We start from the raw sequence: 18,483 nt of genomic DNA, 5'->3' as shown, positions 1-18,483 counted from the left end.
GCCACCGGTCCCGGTCAGCACTGATGTGGCTAACCAATTTCCTGGCAGTCCAAAGTCAGCCGGGGTGGCGTTCAATTTCGGCCAGCTTATCGATCTTGTCCAGTTTGAGGTAATGAAGCTGACGGACGAGGCGCAATGTCGGCTTGAGGGCAAAACAGACGGACCCGATAAGGAAGCACCACAGGGCCGGCGACATGGCCGAGGGGGAGAAGAAAAGGATGCTGCCGATGATGAAGAGAGCGGCGGCGGTGAAGTCAACAACAGTGTAGATGAGCTCAATGGTGGCAAACCATCGTGCGTGCGCTGGGCTTTGTTGGCTACGGGAGGGGTCAAACAATCGCATATAGTTCTCATTTTCTATTTTCGATTCTGATACGCACCCCGCGGACCCTGGCCGCTGCCTGTCGAGAGTGCCGGTTTTGTTCGCCGATCAATAGCTAGGAGGAGAGGGTATTGGAGGAAATCGGAGTAGTTTCCGCGCCCTTGCAAATCCAAGTAGGGACTGCCCGGATTCCGTTGACTCCGGGGGTTCAGTGTGCCACTCCGCTATTATTTGTCTCGAACGCGACCGGCGTTAGCCCTCCGAGGCACCGCTGACAGCGTTGCCGATACTACGTCTTCGACCCTGTCTGGGAAAACGCCGGCAGGCCAGAGAGCTACGAGGCAATCCCCCTTCATGCAAGTCTGCCCGTGAGACACCCCGGTCTGATGCATTTTGTAATAGGCCCGTTAGGATACAAACCAAACTGACGCCAGGGTAAGGTCAGGCTTCTATGGCAGGCGTTGCCATAAGTGACCGCTACATCGAAAAGTGTGATGCCCTCCTCGATGGCCGCATGGACCACAGTGTTCGTCCCGCGCTGTGATTCCGCGGTGTTCCGGGCCGGCCACGATTGTTGCAGCCCCGGCCGACGGCGGAGACGGTGAGGCAGGCGGTACCAAGTTGCCGATAGTCAGTCATGCAACCATCCTGATATGACGCGCCGGGTGGGGCGTTTCCACGCCCCTTCTGCGTCATCGCATGGACGATGACGCAGGCTATCCTGATCTGTCTTACTCAGTGTTCGCATGTGCGGCCGCCGCGGCCGCGTTATCGACCTGCAGGCGCGTTGCCAGGAGCAGGCAGACGACGTCGAGACCCACGTGCGTGGCCTGGTCAAAGAGGCTGGAGAGCGGCTGAACGGTCATGGCCTCGCCCGGGCGGCGGTATTTCGTGGCTGCGGGCAGCACCAGCACCGTCGCGGCCTGGGCGGCGAGCGGCGAGTCAGGATCAGTTGTGACGGCGTGCACCATCGCGCCGACCGTGGCAGCCTGCAGCGCCACCCGGACCGTGCCCGCCGTCGTGCCTGATCCCGAAATCGCCACGAGCACGTCGCCGCGTTGTACCGACGGTGTGGTGCTTTCCCCGATGACGTGCACGGGCAGGCCGAGGTGCATCAGGCGCATCGCAAATGCCTTTGCCATCAGGCCACTGCGGCCCTCGCCGGCGGCGAAAATTCGCGGGGCGCCGGCCAACACGTCAGCCAGGCGCTGGATATCCTCCCGCTTGACGCCCTGCACCACGGTGGTGATCTCGGACAGGACGACGTCCAACAAGTCCAATTGCTGCTGCCCGGGGGCCGCATTGGTTTCATTCATCGCGGTGCCACCTCACGCTCGGCGGCGTCAGCGGCGGCGCGGACCGTCCATGCGGCGGCGGCAGGATCCTCGGCGCCGGTGATTGCGGAACCAACGATGGCGCGGAGGTTCTGGACTCCGCCAAGCGAAGCCAGTTCGTGCGGTCCGAGGCCCCCGGCAACGGCCACCGGGCGTCCGGAAGCCCACGGTCCCAGGAGGTGGACCGGCTTTGCTCTGGATTGCTGCGCGTCCTTGCCGATGTGCGCGGCCAGTACAACATGGGAGGGCAACCGGGCCGCCAGCCCAGAGCGCCTCGTTTCCGGCACAACCATCAGGTCGACGACGGCTTCCAATCCCCGTTCCGCAGCCACCCGGACTGCCGTGTCGACGGTAACGTCCTCCGCAAGGGCCAGTACCGTTGCCGATGATGCACCGGCGTCGTAGGCCAGGCCGAATTCGAACGCAGCGTCATCCACGGTCTTCAGGTCGGCCAGGACCGGCTTACCACCGGCTGCCTGGACAAGCTGGGCCACCGCGTCCATACCGTAGTGCTTGACGAGTGAGGTGCCCACCTCTATCCAGTCGGCGTAGGGGGCGACGGCTCGGGTGATGTCGATTGCCCGCCGTAGTGGCATCCGATCAAGTGCGATCTGCAGCTGCACTGCTTACTTCCGTTCTGTTGGGTGGAGCTTTCATGGTTCGATTGACAGTGCTGGTCCTCAGCCGAGTCCGCTCAAGGCAGGCTCCCCTCAATTCAGGGCGGCCGTCAAGTGCTGTTCCGCCAGGAACGCCGCAAGCGCTGGCCGGTCAGGAAGGCCATCCTTGTCGCCGCTGCTGGTGGTGGCAAGCGCGCCGATCGCCGCCGCCCTCTCGAGCGCGGCCTCGACCGACAGCCCGTCCAGGTGCGCGCTGATCAGGCCTGCGGCGAACCCGTCCCCGGCGCCGACGGTGTCGACCACCTCCACCGGGAAGATCGGGCGGCCCCATCGGCCGGCAGCCGTGTGCAGCGAGGCGCCCTGTACGGCGGCCTTCACGACGACGCGCTGCGCCCCGCGGTCCAAGTAGAACCGGGCCACCTGGTCCGCGTCTGCACCGGTCAGACCGGACAACAGCCGTCCCTCGGCCAGACCGGGCAGAACCCAATCCGCGGTGGCGGCAACATCGTTTGTCACCTGGATCATTTCTTCCGGCGACGCCCAGAGGCCTGGCCGGAGATTGGGGTCAAAAGAGACCGTCATTCCTGATTCCCGGGCTATTGTGATGGCCCGGAGCGTGAAGGCACGCGTGCTGGGTGATAGCGCGAGCGGGATTCCGGTCACATGGAGATGGCGTCCCGAGGAGATATAGGCATCCGTGGCGGGCGACGGCGCCAGGCGGCTGCCGGCCGAGTTCCTCCGGAAGTAAGCGACCTCGGGGTCTCCGCCGTCCGCACGGCTCTTGAGCTGGAATCCCGTGGCGGCCTCTGGGTCGAAGGAAACCGCAGCGGTGTCGACGCCATTGTTGGCCAGTTCCGCGAGCGCAAAGCGGCCAAAATGGTCCTCCCCCACGCGGCCCACCCAGCCGACGCGATGGCCCAGCCGGGCGAGACCGATGGCGACGTTCGTTTCCGCTCCGGCCAAGGCACGGCTGAAATTCACTGCGCTCTCCAGTGGCCCCGACTCGGTAGCGACGAACATCGCCATCACCTCCCCGAAGGTGACGACGTCCAACACCGGGCCGTTCACGACGCTGCTCCGGCGGCCGCAAGGACGGGTTCCGCAGCCACGGTACTCTCCAACCGGCCGAGCAACGGCGAGCTGACCGAGACCCGGTCCCCGGGCCGAATCCTGCCGACCGCACCCGGCGCCCCGGTGAGCACGACGTCCCCGGGTCCCAACGTCATGAAGGAGGTGATGTACACCAGCACCTCCACGACGCTGCGCGCCAGATTCGCGGTGCTTCCGGATTCGAGCGGCACCGCGTTAATACTTAACGTGAGCCGCACATCCGAGAGATCAAGCGCGGTTTCGAGCCAAGGTCCCAGCGGGGTCCAGCAGTCGAAGCCTTTGGCTGTTGTCCAGAGCGGATCGCTCTCCTGAAGGTCGCGGGCAGTGACATCGTTCGAGAGCGTGAAACCGAGCACGTGCCGGAGGGCGTCCTGCGGCGTCAGGTGCCGCGCCGTCCTGCCGATCACGACGGCAAGTTCGGCTTCGGCGTCCACCCGTCCTATGCCTTGCGGAACCGGGATTGCGCTCCCCGGACCGGTCAGGGCCCGGGCCGGTTTGAGAAAGGCCTGAGCCGGCAGTTCCCGATCTGCGGGCCCGGTGTTGTGCGCCATGCCCACCACGTTCATCGGTGTGACCGGCGCCAGCAGCCGCGCGCCCTTCAGCGGCACCCTCTCACCGGTGGCAACCGCCACGCCCGGCCACGGGTCCTCGATCAGCACCAGAGTGGAACCCTCGACGACGGCCCACCTGGGGCCGCCGTCGTGCTCTACACGGACGAGCCTCATTCACGTCCTCTTCGGCTCTCGCTGGAGAGTGGCAACTGCGCCCCGGGGAGGGTTCGTGAGGCTGCAGCGGGACGCACCCACAGCATGATTGCTGCCGCCGCGGCAAGGGACGCGGCCATCAGCAGGAAGGATGCTGAGGAAGATCCGGTGAGGGAATCGAGCCAGCCGACCAGGTAACTGCCGATGAACCCGCCGATGGCACCGAAGGAGTTCACCACGGCAATGGCCGGCGCGGCGATCGCCTTCGGCAGGAACTCGGAGATGTTCGCGAAGTACGGCCCGTAGGGGGCGTACATTGCGGCGCCGGCGATAATCAGCAGCGGGAAGGAGAGCCAAAAGCGGTCCGGTCCCAGAAGATATGAGCCGTAGAAGGCAACAGCCCCCAGCGCGAGCCACGGCCAGACGAACCGGTTACGGTTCCCCGAGCGGTCAGAGGCGCGACTGTTGAACACCATGACGATGATGGCCAGCGCATAGGGGGCGCCGGAGAGCAGGCCTGTCAGTCCGATGCCCTGGCCCGATCCGGCCTTGACGATGGTCGGGAGCCAGAAGACGAACCCGTAGACACCCAGGCTCCAAAGGAGGTACTGGATGGAGAGCAGGACGACGTTGCGGGAGCGAAGTGCGGCGGCCAAGCCGCCCTCGACAGGGGCGATCGACTTTTGTTCGGCTTCCAGGGCATTGATGACCTGGTCGCGCTCCGTGGGGTTGAGCCACTTCGCGTCATCCGGGCGGTCGGCCACCAGCTTGCGGAAGACGAAGGCCCAGATGATCGCCGGGATGCCCTCGAGGATGAACATCCAGCGCCACGAGGTCGCCTCGATCAGGAATCCCGACACCACCGTCAGCCAGAGGACCGTAACGGGGTTGCCGAGGATCAGGAAGGTGTTTGCCCGGCCCCGCTCGGCTTTGGTGAACCAGTGAGCCAGAAAGATGACCATGGCCGGGAGCACGGCGGCTTCGACGGCGCCGATGAGGAACCGGTCGATGATCAGAAGGGTCACATTTTGGATCACACCCTGGGCTGCCGCGAGGGCGCCCCAGAGAATCAGGCTCCAGAAGATCAGCGTGCGCACGCTGCGCTTTTCCGCGTACTGCGCTCCTGGAACCTGGAAGAGGAAGTAGCCGATGAAGAACGACGCGCCGATCAGCGCGGAAACGCCGCCGGTGATCCCGAGATCGTGCTTCATCCCTCCGGCGACGGCGATCGAATAGTTCGACCGGTCCAGGTACGCAAGGCTGTAGGTGACGAAGGCTATCGGCAGCAGCCGTGCCCAACGCTGGTGGCCCAGAACGTCTCCCACGGTGGTACCCGGGTTGGGCGAGCGGCCAGCTCTGCTAGATCCCTGGGACTGATGCGCCCCTGATTGCGTGTCCATATTGGCTCCCTTGCCATGGTTGGAGGATTATCACGACTCCCATATAATGGGAGTAACTCTCATCAGATAGAAATAGCGTGCCTTCTTCTGCGCGCGCTTGTCAAGGAAATATTCCACTCTCCGGGCGCTGTTCCCGTATGGTGGGAGTAGTGACGGATACGGAGGCGGAGATGAGCGAAACTTTTACCGAGGTCGATGACCCGGCAGACGCGCGGAGAAGCAGCGGACGGGACATGGTAGCCAAGGCTCTCGGCCTGCTAAATCGACTGGGCGAACACCCGCACGGCGCCGCAGCCGCCGAGCTGGCCCGTGAGTGCCAGCTTCCGCTGAGTACCGCGCACCGGCTGCTGGGGTCACTTGTCCGGGACGGCTTTCTGGAGTTCGAGCCAAAATCGCGTCGATACACCCTGGGTCTACAGGTGTTCGTGCTCGGGCAGTCCGTGGCCCAGGCCCGCGGGCTGACGGGGATGGCGCGCCCGATCCTGGAGGAAGTCTCAGCGCTGACGGGCGAAGCAACGCTGATGGCGGTCCGGGAGGGGGATCAGCAACTGTACGTCCACTCGGTCCAGGGGCCCCAAGGCGTCAGCGTTATCGGCAGGCCGGGTACCCACGGTCCACTGCACTGCACCGCCCAGGGCAAAGTCTTGGTCTCCATGGCGCCCCAGGCCGTCCGCGAAGACCTGTTGAGCAGCCTCGAGCTGACTGCCAAAGGCCCCAACTGCATCACCGACCGCCAGCATTTCCGCGCGGCCATCGACGAAGTGCGGACCCGCGGCTGGGCTCTGGCCGACCAAGAACACGAGGTCGGCATCCGCGCCGTGGCAGTCCCCGTTCTCGGGCCGGATGGCGTGGCACTCGCCGCGATCTCGACCGCCGCGCCGGCTTATCGGACCAGCATCGAGCAGCTCATCGAATACGTGCCGGTGCTCACTGCGGCCGCACGCCGGATCGCTGTTCGGATGCCGTCCCGCTGATCCCCTGCTCTAGCGCCCCGGCTCCTAGCATCTCCCGCGTTCTCAAGCGTGCGGCCATTGCGCGCACCGAGGAAGTCGTGGCGGGTCTCGAAACCATCCAGCGCGGGCTGACCACCGAGGCGTTTTACGCTTTCCGTCCGCTCAGCCTATGGTCGAATTGATACTTGCAACGGCGGGCTGTGCCCCGGGCCGGCCGCCAGGACGCCGGCATTCACTGACACATCGAAAGGACAATGGGATGATCCGGATGCCAACCGCTTCCCCCACCGGTACCGGTCTCAGCCGCAGCCGCCCTTGCTGTTGGTGCTTACGGCGAGAACCGTCGTCGGGCCTGCGGCGTCGATCCCAGCGGCCGCCGCGGTGACTGCACAGGCTCCCACCCAGTCACCGGCCAAGCTTGGAAGCGAGGGGGCGGAACGGTGTCGTTAGCGGGCAATTGGTCCGGCGGCCCATCGTTTACCGACGTGAAAATCGGGTTGGTGCTGGTGGCCACAGCGATCATGGCGATCTCGGTGGGCCCGAGCATTTTCTCGAGCCTGTGGGGCCGGAAATGGCGTAGGACAGCCATTGTCGCCGGGACCGGCATCGTTCTGTTCTACAGTGTTTGGATCATCTACCTGGCCCGAACACTGCCCTCCGTAACCGTCGCGAACAATTGGAACATTGCGTGGGCTGCCTTGGACAGCTTCGAAGGACTTGCAGCGCTATTCAGCGCCGTACTCCTGCACAGACGCAGCAAGTACGCCGTGTTGCCCACGACAGCGTTCTCAACGAGCCTATGCATTGATGCACTCTTTGCCATCACCACAGCCCCACCGGGGATGCCCCTGACCGTGGCCATCCTCGAGGCGGTTCTCGTTGAACTTCCCGTCGCCACCCTCGCCGCAGTGCTCGCCCTCAAACTACTCAACACCGGTGCATCCGCCCCCTCCACCCGGCCCGGACCGTCTGGGCCCGCGACGGGAAGCTGACGCCCAGGGAGTCACCGCAATCCAAAATCCTCGCCGCCGCTCAGACAGCCAGCCGAAGGCACATAGCCAAAGGACGGGATGGGCCGCCGCCACCTTGGGAATGCTACTGGAATTTTGGCAATTCCGACCGGGATTTTACTCGCGGTCGTCGCTGATGAACGATGGCGGCGGCACCAGCTGGCCGTCGGACGCGCAGCAATAGTGCTGGCCGGGGTCACCGTCGTCGTCACCTTTTTGACCAGCCGGGTGGACGCGACCGATCGTAATTTGCCGCTGACCTACGGTGACCAGCCCGGCATGGAAGTGTTCCTGTGGGCCGGATCGGCATTCATCATCTGGGTCTGCTGCGACATCGCCCGCGTGTGCTGGCTCAATATTCCGGGGATACACTCCCCGCCTTTAAAACCGGGTTTGTCCTGATCGGGATCGGATGCCTGGCATTCTGTCTGGTACTCCTAGACCGGCTTCTCTACGGTGCCTTGACTATCAAGGAGGGCCCCGGGAGCCGGGACGCCGGAACCTTGGACGTCATCTATTCAACTGGCGAAACACTCGCCGTCATTTTCGTCAGCGTTGGTCATCCTCGAGAGCACGAGCGGCGGCGTGCTCAACACATTGCGACCCCATCCGGAGACCAGGCTGCACCGCCAGCTCGTCGAGAACCGGAACTGCCAAATGGCCGGCGGCAAGTTAACGACGCTGCAACCTGGCGAAACCGCCCTCGTTGAACGGGTCGAAAAGATCCTCAGCCGCCAGCCGTAACCCAACAACCACGCAATTCTCCATGTAACCGGAATACTATCCAAAGCGTCACGACGTCCCGTTCCCCAGCGACCATGAACTGACTAAAACCGGCTCCGACGGCGCCGACGTGGCGGATCGGGCCGGTGAAGTCGTGGAAGGATTCCGACGGCGATTGTACTGCGGCGGATCTCGCGCATTTGTCGCTTGTGGAGCTGCCAGTGTGGTCATTTCATTGTCGTCTACAGAGACGGCGCCCATTGTTTTACCTGACGGGATACCTGCCGGCAGGGCTTTAGACAGGGGTATCCTGATACCGGTTGTGGCAGGTCGCAATGGTCTTAGAACCGGGGCCGCGCCGGTGCTTGGGATGACATTATCGCCGGGGCACGCTGCGTCCAGCAGACTGACGACCGGGCACTAGTGGCGCCTAAGCGACGCGGTGAGCCCCTTTTTTTCCGCAGCTATGCAAGGCACCAGAAAGGATCGCCATGGGTGAGCAGGACGGGCCGGTGCGCCGGGAACAGGTGACAGTGAACGGAACTGAGTTGTCGTATCTGGCCTCCGGGGATAAAGGAGCTCCCCCGCTGCTTCTGCTGCACGGAACGTTCTGGAGCCGGGTCTGGCAGCCGGTGCTGCCCGCGCTGGGCAGGGTCAGGCGGTGTATAGCGCTTGACCTGCCCGGATTCGGCCGCAGCGGCGGCGAGCTCGACGTTGGCCGTGCCACCATCCCCGCACTCGCCGCGACGGTCCTTGACGCAGCCGACGAGCTCGGAATCACGGATTTCGACCTGGCTGCACACGATATCGGGGGCGGGATCGCCCAGCACATCGCTGCGACCAGCGGCCGGGTGCGGAGCCTTGTCTTAATGAATTCGGTGATGTTTGATTCCTGGCCCGTGCCCGCCGTCGAGAAATTCCGGGATCCGGACGTTCGTGCGGCCACCAGCGGCGCAGACCTGCTCGGCGCGCGGGAAATCTCAATCCGCGGCGCCGTCGCCCGGCCGCTGCGCCAGGAAGAAGTCGACGACTATCTCTCGCCGTGGCAGGAGCCGGCGCGGCAGCGGTCATGGATGGCAATGGCCGCCGCCGCCGATCCGCGCTACACCATGGACGTGGTCCCTGCCCTGCAACGGGCCGCCATCCCCACACGGTTGGTGTGGGGCCGCGACGACGACTTCCAGAAGGTCTCCTTCGCACGCCGGTACGTCGAAGAAATCCCCAATGCCGAGCTGACTGAAGTTCCCGGCAAGCACATCCCGACCGAGGATTCGCCCGAGCAGGTAGTCGCGGCGATCCTCCACCATTTGGAGGCCCACCAATGAAAAACCCTGACATCCGGTTCTACTTCGATCCGGTGTGCCCGTTTGCCTGGATGACCAGCAAATGGGTACGCATGGTCGCACGGCAGCGTGATTATCAGGTGGAATGGCGGTTTATTTCGCTCCGGCTTATCAACGCCGACGTTGACTACGACGCCCGTTTCCCGGAAGGGTACGATGCCGGACACACCGCAGGCCTGCGGCTGCTCCGCGTGGCGGCTGCCGTCCGTGCCGACCACGGCCCGGAGGCGGTCGGCGCTTTCTACGAAAGGCTGGGAGCACGGGTCTTCGATTCCGACCCCGACCCCAGCCTGGACACACCCGAGCTTGACCACCGCGGCACCTCGGACTTCGTCGAGCCCGCACTGACCGCCGCAAATCTGAACCTCTCGTACGCCTCGGCGCTGGAGGACTCGTCGTGGGACGCCGTGATCCGTGCGGAGGGAGAGGAGGCGCTGGCACTTACCGGCAAGGACGTCGGCACGCCAATTCTTCATTTCGAGCCGCCCGCGGGGATCGCCTTTTTTGGACCCGTGATCAGCCGGCTTCCCCGCGAAGACGATGCTGCGGCCTTATGGGACCACGTGGTGGGCCTGGCGCGCTTCCCTGGGTTCGCTGAGATGAAGCGCAGCCTGCGGGAGCAACCCCAGCTGCGCAGCTTCGGCGTGCGGGACGACGAGGCCGGCCTGCAGGAGGACTGGCACAGTGGAAGCCGCCGCACCCACAATTAGGGGAGGGGCGCCTGTTTCACGGTCCGCCTGTCCAGAACGCCGCAGACGTAGCAGCGGCGTGGCTACGGATCAACGCTTCACCCACTAAGTTGCACAACCAGCCCACCCGGCGCCGACGTCAGCCGGGAGAACAACGAAAGAGGCTATACCATGACATTCGAACTGCGCACCTATAACTCGGCCGAGGGCAGGATGGAGGATCTTCTGCAGCGCTTCCGCGATCACACGGTCGAAATTCTGGAGCGGCACGGGATGAGCAGTATCGGGTACTGGGTTCGCGCCTCGGATGCCAACACCCTGGTTTACCTGCTCCAGCACCGAGGGGCACCGAAGGAGAACTGGGCAGCGTTCGCAGCCGACCCGGACTGGATCAGCGCCCGCGCGTCCTCGGTGCAAGATGGCGAGCTCACGACCCGTATCGAGTCGGTACTCCTGGACGCGGTTGATTTCTCTCCACTTCAGGCCTGAAAGTGCCGTACCGGACTTCACCGCCTTCCAAGCCGCAGAGCTCCGGGGTCCGCCCGCGGGCGTCCCTCCGGGACCAACCTTCGACGTGGACGGTCCCGTTCCCGGTCAGCGCATTGCCGCCCCACAGCCATACCGGACATCGGGTCATAGGCTGATGGCGATGGCACTGGCACTGGCACTGGCACTCGCCTACCGCAATCAGCACAAACAGGCGTTTTAGCAGCTCATCAACAGTTAGAAGGCGCTCCTATGGACATTACGGAAATCATCCTCAATGACCACCACGACCAGCGGCGCATGTTCGCCCTGCTTGACGAGATGCACACCGCAGAACAAGGCCACGCCACCGCAGTCTGGGAGCGGCTCCGGATACTCCTGGAAGTCCATGCCAAAGCCGAAGAATTGCTTTTTTACCCCGTCTTGCTGACACTGGGGACGGACACCAGCGCCAACGGGAGCCCCGGCGAGGAAACCAAAGACGCCATCCACGACCACAACGAGATCCGCGACGCCATCCAGGATGTTGCCGCCCATGATCCCGGATCAGATCCCTGGTGGTCAGCAATCGCGAACGTTAATAAAGTCAACGGCGACCACATGGCCGAAGAAGAACGGGAAGGACTAACCGATTTCCGCCGACACGTCTGTCTGGACGAGCGCCACACTATCGCTGTTGCCTTCTGCGCTTTTGAAGCAGCCCACGCCGCCGGCATCGAACCCTATGATGTTGATCCGGAGGACTACGTCAAGGACCGGCAATGACCGTTCAAAGTAAGTTATTGTATGGGATGCCCCTGCCTTCATAGGACGGTCAGGGCCGCCTCGGTGTAACGGGTGTTCCACCCGGCGGACAACGCCGCCCAGCCGTCCTTGAGCCAATTGGTTGGCCAGTCAATGTGAAAAATTTCCAACGCCAAAGTCTTGCAGCGCCCTGGTTGCCTGTACTTGCGGGCGTATGGTCGCCGGTATGCGGCCAGATGAAGTCGCCGGTTCGGCTGGGATACTCGGACCGGTGCATTTTGTGCGACGGACCCCATCTCAACGCTGACCCACCAAAGCCGAGTTTCTAAAGCCTCAACAAAAGTCACAGTCAGTGATCCATCACAACGCCAACCAGACCGGCCTGCCGCCGCAACCTGGCATAGAGTAGCAGCACGAACCGTAGGGTGCTCGCGAGCCATACACTTCAACTCCGTAGGGGCCGCCGATCATGGCACGGATCTTGTTGATTCAACCGGTGCTAGTCGCGTGTGTCTACAAGATCTGGATGTTGAAACGGCGGCCGACGGCCGAGAGGTCGCGATTGTGTAGGTCGATAGGAGTTCCGTCGTCAACGACCAGGCTGTCTTCGGCAAGCCCGAGGTCACGGTGACGTAGCCAGTACGCCCAGCAATGATGGCCTCCGTGTTTGCTGGTGAATCGGATCCCGGCGGCGGCTGAACCGTCGTCCAAAAGCCGGGACCGCAGCCAACTGGCGATATTCGTGGTGGCCAAGCGGTTTTCTCCACGCAAAACGCCCAAGTCAAAGACGTAACATCAGCTTCCGCGGCAAGCTGATCACCAATTGCTTCCCCGATCACTGACATCGATTCGGGATGCTCTATGTCAATCCACTAACCGTTGTCCGGTATCCGCACCTGGTAGAGGAGGCGCCGGTCCCGCCAGTGCCGCAGCACGCACCCGGTACGCATTGCCTGCGACTCGGCCCATTCTCCGGCCACCTCGTGGAGAAAGTCAGATAACGTCATTCCGAGGAATTCAGCCTCTTTCTGCAACGGGTCGGCGGTCCCGAACCTGCGCTTGAACCCGAGAGCATCTCCGCGAACGCCGTTCGAGGGCCGTCCGAAAGATAGATTGTGGACCCTGGAGTGTCATACCTGTTCCAGTGGGGCCGCCCCTCCCCCGCCAGCCTCTCCAAAGGCGATAAAGGACCATAGGCCCGAGTCGCTACCCGCCAACCAACTACGTCGGCGCGGAAATGGCGTAACCCGGTTCGGGTGCAGATGCGTCCCCCATCACCCACTACAGATCCTGACGGTCTTCCAGCAAAAAAGCGACTGCGTCCATCACAGCCTTGTCCCGGTCCTCGCGGATCGCCGTCACGGGCGTGTCCTCTCCCAAAAACGGGTTGCCGCCGATAAACCAGGCACGGGCAACATGGTCAGTTTCCGCATCGGCGATATTGACCCAGGCACGGTGCGCCAGGCGCAGCCGCTTCTCGAACGTCGGCCCGGGTTGCGGACCATCCGGCTTCGCCCACTTATGCGGCAGCTTGCGGTCCTTCGACCCAGACAAGGCCGCGACCAGGGTCGCTCCGAGGTGCGTATTCAACCGGCGGACAATTTCATGAATGTCCAGTCGTGCCGTCCGGGCGTGGCCGGAACTGATGATGGACTCAATACTCATACCACCAAGATAACACCGCAATTACACCCATTCAATAGGACTCCGTCTCTACGCAGAGGCCGCCGGAACCAACAACGGCTTTCCGTGCGCAGGGCCATCCCCCGGAAACATGGCCAAAGATCGTCGTGCGCGAGGTCCCTCGCCAACACCGCCGGACGCAGCGTCCCGCCGCCACCCCGATGACCGCCTTGAATCTCGCTTTCCTTGAGGTTCACAGGATCTACGCTCTCTCAGCCCTCGATTGAGAGTTTCCGTGGATCAGGGAATCCGAGGGCAACGTATCCGGCTGCACGTTTGTTCAGCGACGCGGCCAGTACCGGGGTGGACTCGTCGATGTAGTCGTGAACCGTCGCCAACGCTTTCCCCGGATATGGCCGGATGATGCGCCCGGCGTACTGGACCAGCCTGCCTTTGAATGAAACAGGCGCGGCCAGGAACAGGGTGTTCAGTTTCGGGCAGTCAAAACCTTCACCGATGTAGGAGCCGGCCCCAGGACCAGCAGTGGCTGTTCGTCATCGCTGCCGGCCAGCCGATCGACGGCGGCCTGCCGGTCCTTCGTCTTCATCCCTCCGGAGAAAACCACCGGCTCCAGGCCCGCATACCGTGAAGGACCAAGGACAGCGCCGGTGCGGGAACGGCCCGCACATGGCCCGGCAGTCTAAGCCTCAATTTTTGCCCTCCGACAGCCATCCCCCCTGGCAAAAAAGTCAGCGACCGGCCCCTAGTGGTGTGTCTCCAAAATAGTTTATGACTTGTGGATTAAGCTGGGAACATGTCGAATCCAGCTCCCGCATTGACCCTCACCGACGCCCAGCACGAGGTCTTGGAGGCCCTGTCCAAGTCTCGGCTTGCTTCACATCGCGAGGTGCAGCGGGCGCAGGTTCTCCTGATGGCTGCCGAGGGCCTGGCTAACGAGTGGATCTCCCGGGTGGTGGGTGTAAGCCCGGCGACGGTGCGGGCTTGGCGTGCCCGGTTCGTAGGGGAAGGGCTGAAGGAGTTCGGCAAGGTCAAGGAGGGGCGGGGGCGCAAGCCGGCGATCCCGGAGTCGAAGATCGCCGAAATCGTTGAATTGACGCGGTTTTCCAAACCGGAGGGTGCGACGCATTGGTCGGTGCGGTCCATGGCGGCACGTGTCGGTGTGTCTCCGGCGCAGGTGCAGCGGATTTGGGCGGCACGTGGGCTGAAGCCGCACCTGATCAAGACGTTCAAGCTCTCCACCGATCCGAACTTTGACGAGAAGCTCATTGATGTGTGCGGGCTGTACCTGAATCCGCCGGAGAACGCGATGGTTTTCTGCATGGATGAGAAGACCTCGATCCAGGCTCTTGACCGTTCCCAACCGTCCCTGCCGATGGTCAGGGGTCGGGCCGAGACCGTAACGCATGACTACAAGCGCAACGGAACCACCACGCTCTTCGCGGCCTTGGAGGTCGCCACGGGAAAGGTCCTGGGATCCTGCGTGCCCAAGCACCGGCACGATGAATTCCTGGGGTTTCTAAAAACCATCGAGAAGGAGGTCCCCAAGGGCCTTCAAATCCACCTCATAGTGGACAACTATGCGACCCATAAGCATTCGAACGTGAAAGCGTGGCTGGAGAAGAACCCGCGGTTTCACCTGCATTTCACCCCAACCTCCTCCTCCTGGCTGAACCTGGTGGAGCGCTGGTTCAGGGACCTCACGGAGAGGGCACTGCGCCGCGGGGTCTTCCACTCGGTGCCGGATTTAATCGAGAAAATCGAAGCCTACATCCGCGTCAACAACGAGAACCCCACGCCGCTGATTTGGACAGCGACCGCCGACTCCATCATCGAAAAAGTCCGCCGCGGACGCGTAGCCCTCCAAGCCACAAAACAAAACTGAGACACTACACTAGTAGTGCGCTGAACAAGTGGTAATTCTGGTCCGCGGATTTCGTTGCTGACTCGTTTTCCCGGACCGTGGGTGGCTCGCTGGGGCTCTCTTTTCTGGCTTCGGGTATTTCCGGGTGAGGGTTTTTTGCGGGCTTGGAAGCCGGTTGTGTGACTTTGCATCGGCAGGGTCGTGGGTCCGGGCAGGACAGGCCCCGTTTTGGCCGGTAAGTCCCCGTTTCAGCAGTCGTCGAAGGTTCCGTGCAGCGACGCGTTCCTGCAGCCAAATATGATTCTTTTCCACTCCGAGGTATCTCAGACGCCGGTTCCCGCCGGCGACTACCCAGCCGATGGATCGTTCCGCCAGGGGCCGGTAGGCCCGGTAGTCGTGCTGGAGCCCTTCTTCACGGGCGGCGGCCCGGTGAGCTCGTTGGCGTTGACGTCCCGGTGGTGCATACTTAGCCAAACGCTCCCCGCGAAAGCGGTGTCGAGATACCTGATCAACGAAGACAGGACACCGGATGACCATGACGCAGACGACGCTTGACGAGGCGGTCGCGGAGGTTACCGCAGTGGCCACCGCTCACGCCGAACAGGTCGATACCGACGGCATCTTCCCCGTCGATTCAGTCGCGGCGCTCCGCGCGAGCGGCCTGCTCGGGCTGGTGATCGGCGAGGACGCCGGGGGCATGGGTGCCGGTCCAGCCGAGTTCATCGAGGTGATCGGTTCTATCGCTGCCGCCTGTGGTTCGACCGCGATGATCTATTTGATGCATATCGCTGCCGCGGTGACCGTGGCAGCCGCCCCGCCGGCCGCGATGCCGGACCTCCTCTCGCGGATGGCGTCGGGCGAGGTTCTGGGCACACTCGCCTTCAGTGAAAAAGGGTCGCGCTCGCACTTCTGGGCTCCCGTGTCGGAATCCGTCGCCGATGGGGACGACCTGCGCTTCACGGCCGACAAAAGCTGGGTGACCTCGGCCGGCTACGCCGATGTGTATGTGATGTCGTCGAAGAGCGCGGTCGACCCTGAGACAGTCGACCTGTACGCGATCCCGTCCGCCACTGCGGGTCTGGAGATCGCCGGTCCATGGAGCGGGCTGGGGCTGCGCGGCAACGCGTCGAGCCCGATGTCGGTGTCGGTGACGATACCGTCCAGCTATCGCATCGGCGAGCCGGGCAGCGGATTCGGCACGATGATGGCAACCGTGCTGCCATGGTTTAACTTAGGCAACTCGGCTGTCTCGCTCGGGCTCTCTCGGGCGGCGGTGGATGCGGCGACGACCCACGTGACCGGTGCCCGATTGCAGCATCTGGATCAGGCGCTGTCCGCGTTGCCGACCATCCGCGCTCAGGTGGCGAAAATGAGCATTGCACTCGCCGCCCAGCGCTCCTACCTTGCGCAGGCGGCGGCACGGGTCACGACCCCAGCGGATGACACCGCACTGTTCGTGCTCGGGGTGAAAGCCTCGGCGAACGACGCCGCGCTGGCGATTACCGAATCGGCGATGCGGGTCTGCGGAGGAGCGGCGTTCTCGAAGCAGCTGCCGATCGAGCGGGCGTTCCGGGATGCGCGCGCCGGCTCGGTCATGGCGCCGACCGCCGATGTGCTCTACGACTTCTACGGCAAGGCCCTCACCGGCCTTCCGCTGTTCTGAGCGCCGGATGTCGCAGCTAATTGGAGCCCCTCTGCTCGTCGGAGCAGTCGCCTACACGCCGAACGTCGTTCCCATCTGGGAAGGTATTCGCGACTACTTTGACGAGCCCGCTTCGGCCATGGATTTCGTGCTGTTCTCCAACTACGGCCGCCTGGTCGACGCATTGCAGGCCGGGATGATCGACATTGCCTGGAATACCAACCTGGCTTACGCGCGTGCCGTGCTGCAGACCGATGGGCATGTGCGGGCGCTCGCCATGCGCGACACGGACGCCGCGTTTTCGACGGTGTTCGTGGCGGCCGCGGGAAGCGGCTGGTCCGGCCCCGGCGACATCGCGACCCGGCGCTTGGCACTCGGGTCGGCGGACTCAGCTCACGCCGCGATCCTGCCCCTGCACTACCTGCGCACGGCCGGGGTGGATGTAGACCACATGCAGCTGCGACGCTTTGACAGTGACATCGGCAAGCACGGTGACACCGGGCGCAGCGAGCTGGACGCGATCGACGCGGTACTTGCCGGTGATGCTGATGTCGCCGCCATCGGCATCACGGTCTGGGAGAACCTCGGCCGCGGCGAGCTGATGCCCGGGATGCTCGAGCCGGTATGGCAGACCGAGACCTACTCGCACTGCATGTTCACCGCACTCGACACCCTGCCCGAGTCGGTGTACGCGCCGTGGGTGGCGAAGCTGCTCGCCATGGACTGGGAGGTTCCTGCACACCGGCGCATCCTCGAACTAGAGGGGCTGACGGCATGGGTCGAGCCGCACCTCGAGGGCTATACGGGTCTGTTCGAGGCGATCGAGGAGCAGGGGGTGGACGCTCGATGGTAGTCATGGCGCTGATGCGCACCGTCGAACAGCTCGCCGAGGGTGACACCGCCGAGTTCGCGGTGGCGTCAGCAAGCGAACTGGAACTCGTGCGCCGCTGGTGCGAGAAGACCGGCAACACCCTCGTCAGTACCCTGATGGTCGAGCAGGACACCGGTAACGTTACCGTCGGCCGGGGCCGGCCGCGCAACCCGGCCTCGATGATCCCCGCCGACCGGATGCCTGGGGCCCGGCTGTGGCTGTACACGAACTTCCACTGCAACCTGGCCTGCGACTACTGCTGCGTCGCGTCCTCGCCGAAGACCGACCCGCGACTGCTCGGGATCGACGCCATCCAGGCGCTCGTCGCCGAAGCCGCCGGGTGGGGCGTGCACGAGCTGTATCTCACCGGCGGCGAGCCGTTCCTGCTGCCCGACATCGATACGATCGTGCGGGCCTGCGTCGACCGGCTGCCGACCACGCTGCTGACCAATGGGATGCTGTTCCGTGGCCAGGGGCTGCGCAAACTGCGGGCGATGCCGCGCGAGGGATTTGCGCTGCAGATCAGCGTGGACTCCCCCACCGCCGAGGTCCATGACCTGCACCGCGGCGCCGGCAGTTGGATGCGGGCGCTTGCCGGCATTCGAGTTGCACTCGCCGAGGGCTTCACCGTGCGGGTCGCCGCGACGATCTCGGCGCACGACGACCCGGCCCTCGACGAGCTGCACGCCCTCTTCGACGGGCTCGGGATCCCGCGAGCCGATCAGGTGATCCGGCCCATCGCGCACCAGGGCGTCGCGGATGAGGGGGTCGCGTTCTCGCGCGAATCGCTCATCCCCGAGGTGACCGTCACGGCGGAAGGCATCTACTGGCATCCGGTTGCCGCGCTCGACGAGGACGCTCTCGTGAGTCGACAGATCCTGCCGCTCGCTCCCTCGCTCGACCGGGTGAGCGAACTCTTCACCCAACAGTGGTCGTCGGTGACGGCCGCCACCTCGATGTTCGCCTGTGCCTGAAACGGAATGAGAACGCCATGACTAGTGGTGTGTCTCCAAAATAGTTTATGACTTGT

General features: G+C 63.8%; 23 protein-coding genes. 12 read left to right on the top strand and 11 right to left on the bottom strand.

Annotated features, from left to right (window positions below):
- Positions 1-55 precede the first annotated feature (55 nt).
- From ACLLJI_RS07690 to ACLLJI_RS07665, 6 genes are all read right to left on the bottom strand, one after another.
- Complete coding sequence (locus tag ACLLJI_RS07690) at positions 56-343, bottom strand: YrhK family protein (RefSeq protein ID WP_434619864.1); 288 nt, start codon at positions 341-343, stop codon at positions 56-58.
- Between the two features lie 710 nt (positions 344-1,053).
- A complete protein-coding gene (gene hxlB, locus ACLLJI_RS07685) occupies positions 1,054-1,638 on the bottom strand; it encodes a 6-phospho-3-hexuloisomerase (RefSeq protein WP_434619861.1) in 585 nt (194 codons plus the stop codon).
- Positions 1,635-2,279: an orotidine 5'-phosphate decarboxylase / HUMPS family protein gene (locus ACLLJI_RS07680; RefSeq protein ID WP_434619858.1), complete on the bottom strand. Its 645-nt coding sequence runs from the start codon at positions 2,277-2,279 to the stop codon at positions 1,635-1,637. The genes hxlB and ACLLJI_RS07680 overlap by 4 nt, the downstream gene beginning before the upstream one ends.
- Before the next feature lie 87 nt (positions 2,280-2,366).
- On the bottom strand, positions 2,367-3,341 hold the full coding sequence (locus ACLLJI_RS07675) for a sugar kinase (protein WP_434619855.1): 975 nt from the start codon (positions 3,339-3,341) through the stop codon (positions 2,367-2,369).
- On the bottom strand, positions 3,338-4,108 hold the full coding sequence (locus tag ACLLJI_RS07670; protein ID WP_434619852.1) for a fumarylacetoacetate hydrolase family protein: 771 nt from the start codon (positions 4,106-4,108) through the stop codon (positions 3,338-3,340). The genes ACLLJI_RS07675 and ACLLJI_RS07670 overlap by 4 nt, the downstream gene beginning before the upstream one ends.
- Positions 4,105-5,412, bottom strand: coding sequence for an MFS transporter (locus ACLLJI_RS07665; RefSeq protein ID WP_434619849.1), 1,308 nt, complete (start codon positions 5,410-5,412; stop codon positions 4,105-4,107). The genes ACLLJI_RS07670 and ACLLJI_RS07665 overlap by 4 nt, the downstream gene beginning before the upstream one ends.
- A gap of 245 nt (positions 5,413-5,657) precedes the next feature.
- Between ACLLJI_RS07665 and ACLLJI_RS07660 the strand changes: the two genes are divergently transcribed.
- The 8 genes from ACLLJI_RS07660 to ACLLJI_RS07625 all read left to right on the top strand — a co-directional run bounded on the left by ACLLJI_RS07660 (position 5,658) and on the right by ACLLJI_RS07625 (position 11,456).
- Complete coding sequence (locus ACLLJI_RS07660; protein WP_434619846.1) at positions 5,658-6,461, top strand: IclR family transcriptional regulator; 804 nt, start codon at positions 5,658-5,660, stop codon at positions 6,459-6,461.
- Between the two features lie 419 nt (positions 6,462-6,880).
- Entirely contained in the window at positions 6,881-7,432 is a 552-nt protein-coding gene (locus ACLLJI_RS07655) for a hypothetical protein (protein ID WP_434619843.1), read from the top strand.
- Between the two features lie 114 nt (positions 7,433-7,546).
- Positions 7,547-7,852 (top strand): hypothetical protein, encoded by a 306-nt coding sequence (locus ACLLJI_RS07650; RefSeq protein WP_434619840.1) that lies wholly within the window; start codon positions 7,547-7,549, stop codon positions 7,850-7,852.
- A 153-nt stretch (positions 7,853-8,005) separates the two neighbouring features.
- Positions 8,006-8,194, top strand: coding sequence for a hypothetical protein (locus tag ACLLJI_RS07645; protein ID WP_434619837.1), 189 nt, complete (start codon positions 8,006-8,008; stop codon positions 8,192-8,194).
- Positions 8,195-8,664: 470 nt separating this feature from the next.
- Positions 8,665-9,498 carry an alpha/beta fold hydrolase gene (locus ACLLJI_RS07640; protein WP_434619834.1) on the top strand — a complete coding sequence of 278 codons (834 nt, stop codon included), beginning with the start codon at positions 8,665-8,667 and terminating at the stop codon, positions 9,496-9,498.
- A complete protein-coding gene (locus ACLLJI_RS07635) occupies positions 9,495-10,226 on the top strand; it encodes a mycothiol-dependent nitroreductase Rv2466c family protein (protein ID WP_434619832.1) in 732 nt (243 codons plus the stop codon). Before ACLLJI_RS07640 ends, ACLLJI_RS07635 begins: the two co-directional genes overlap by 4 nt.
- 150 nt (positions 10,227-10,376) lie before the next feature.
- Positions 10,377-10,694, top strand: a complete 318-nt coding sequence (locus tag ACLLJI_RS07630) for an NIPSNAP family protein (protein WP_434619829.1) — start codon at positions 10,377-10,379, stop codon at positions 10,692-10,694.
- Positions 10,695-10,943: 249 nt separating this feature from the next.
- Positions 10,944-11,456: a hemerythrin domain-containing protein gene (locus tag ACLLJI_RS07625; RefSeq protein ID WP_434619826.1), complete on the top strand. Its 513-nt coding sequence runs from the start codon at positions 10,944-10,946 to the stop codon at positions 11,454-11,456.
- Between the two features lie 492 nt (positions 11,457-11,948).
- Here the strand turns inward: ACLLJI_RS07625 and ACLLJI_RS07620 are convergent, their stop codons facing one another.
- The 4 genes from ACLLJI_RS07620 to ACLLJI_RS07605 form a co-directional block, all read right to left on the bottom strand.
- Positions 11,949-12,188: a hypothetical protein gene (locus ACLLJI_RS07620; RefSeq protein WP_434619823.1), complete on the bottom strand. Its 240-nt coding sequence runs from the start codon at positions 12,186-12,188 to the stop codon at positions 11,949-11,951.
- Positions 12,189-12,307: 119 nt separating this feature from the next.
- The gene (locus ACLLJI_RS07615; RefSeq protein ID WP_434619820.1) at positions 12,308-12,442 is read right to left on the bottom strand and encodes a hypothetical protein; all 135 of its coding nucleotides are present in this window, start codon (positions 12,440-12,442) and stop codon (positions 12,308-12,310) included.
- Between the two features lie 274 nt (positions 12,443-12,716).
- Positions 12,717-13,100, bottom strand: coding sequence for a hypothetical protein (locus ACLLJI_RS07610; RefSeq protein ID WP_434619817.1), 384 nt, complete (start codon positions 13,098-13,100; stop codon positions 12,717-12,719).
- A gap of 230 nt (positions 13,101-13,330) precedes the next feature.
- Positions 13,331-13,456, bottom strand: a complete 126-nt coding sequence (locus ACLLJI_RS07605) for a hypothetical protein (protein WP_434619813.1) — start codon at positions 13,454-13,456, stop codon at positions 13,331-13,333.
- Positions 13,457-13,872: 416 nt separating this feature from the next.
- Between ACLLJI_RS07605 and ACLLJI_RS07600 the strand changes: the two genes are divergently transcribed.
- Positions 13,873-14,961: an IS630 family transposase gene (locus ACLLJI_RS07600; RefSeq protein WP_434615665.1), complete on the top strand. Its 1,089-nt coding sequence runs from the start codon at positions 13,873-13,875 to the stop codon at positions 14,959-14,961.
- Positions 14,962-14,970: 9 nt separating this feature from the next.
- On the opposite strand, the gene ACLLJI_RS07595 is transcribed toward ACLLJI_RS07600, so the two are convergent.
- Positions 14,971-15,477, bottom strand: a complete 507-nt coding sequence (locus ACLLJI_RS07595; protein WP_434619811.1) for a transposase — start codon at positions 15,475-15,477, stop codon at positions 14,971-14,973.
- Between ACLLJI_RS07595 and fadE16 the strand changes: the two genes are divergently transcribed.
- The 3 genes from fadE16 to ACLLJI_RS07580 are packed head-to-tail and all read left to right on the top strand — an operon-like array spanning position 15,470 to position 18,427.
- Positions 15,470-16,603, top strand: coding sequence for an Rv1679 family acyl-CoA dehydrogenase (gene fadE16, locus ACLLJI_RS07590; protein WP_434619808.1), 1,134 nt, complete (start codon positions 15,470-15,472; stop codon positions 16,601-16,603). The genes ACLLJI_RS07595 and fadE16 overlap by 8 nt on opposite strands.
- Before the next feature lie 7 nt (positions 16,604-16,610).
- Positions 16,611-17,435, top strand: a complete 825-nt coding sequence (locus tag ACLLJI_RS07585) for an Rv1680 family SBP-like protein (protein ID WP_434619805.1) — start codon at positions 16,611-16,613, stop codon at positions 17,433-17,435.
- Between the two features lie 2 nt (positions 17,436-17,437).
- Positions 17,438-18,427 (top strand): Rv1681 family radical SAM protein, encoded by a 990-nt coding sequence (locus tag ACLLJI_RS07580; RefSeq protein ID WP_434619802.1) that lies wholly within the window; start codon positions 17,438-17,440, stop codon positions 18,425-18,427.
- The last annotated feature ends 56 nt before the right edge of the window (positions 18,428-18,483 follow it).

The organism is Arthrobacter sp. A5, from assembly GCF_051131705.1.
Classification (GTDB): domain Bacteria; phylum Actinomycetota; class Actinomycetes; order Actinomycetales; family Micrococcaceae; genus Arthrobacter_M.
This window is presented reverse-complemented; position numbering and strand designations above follow the sequence as displayed.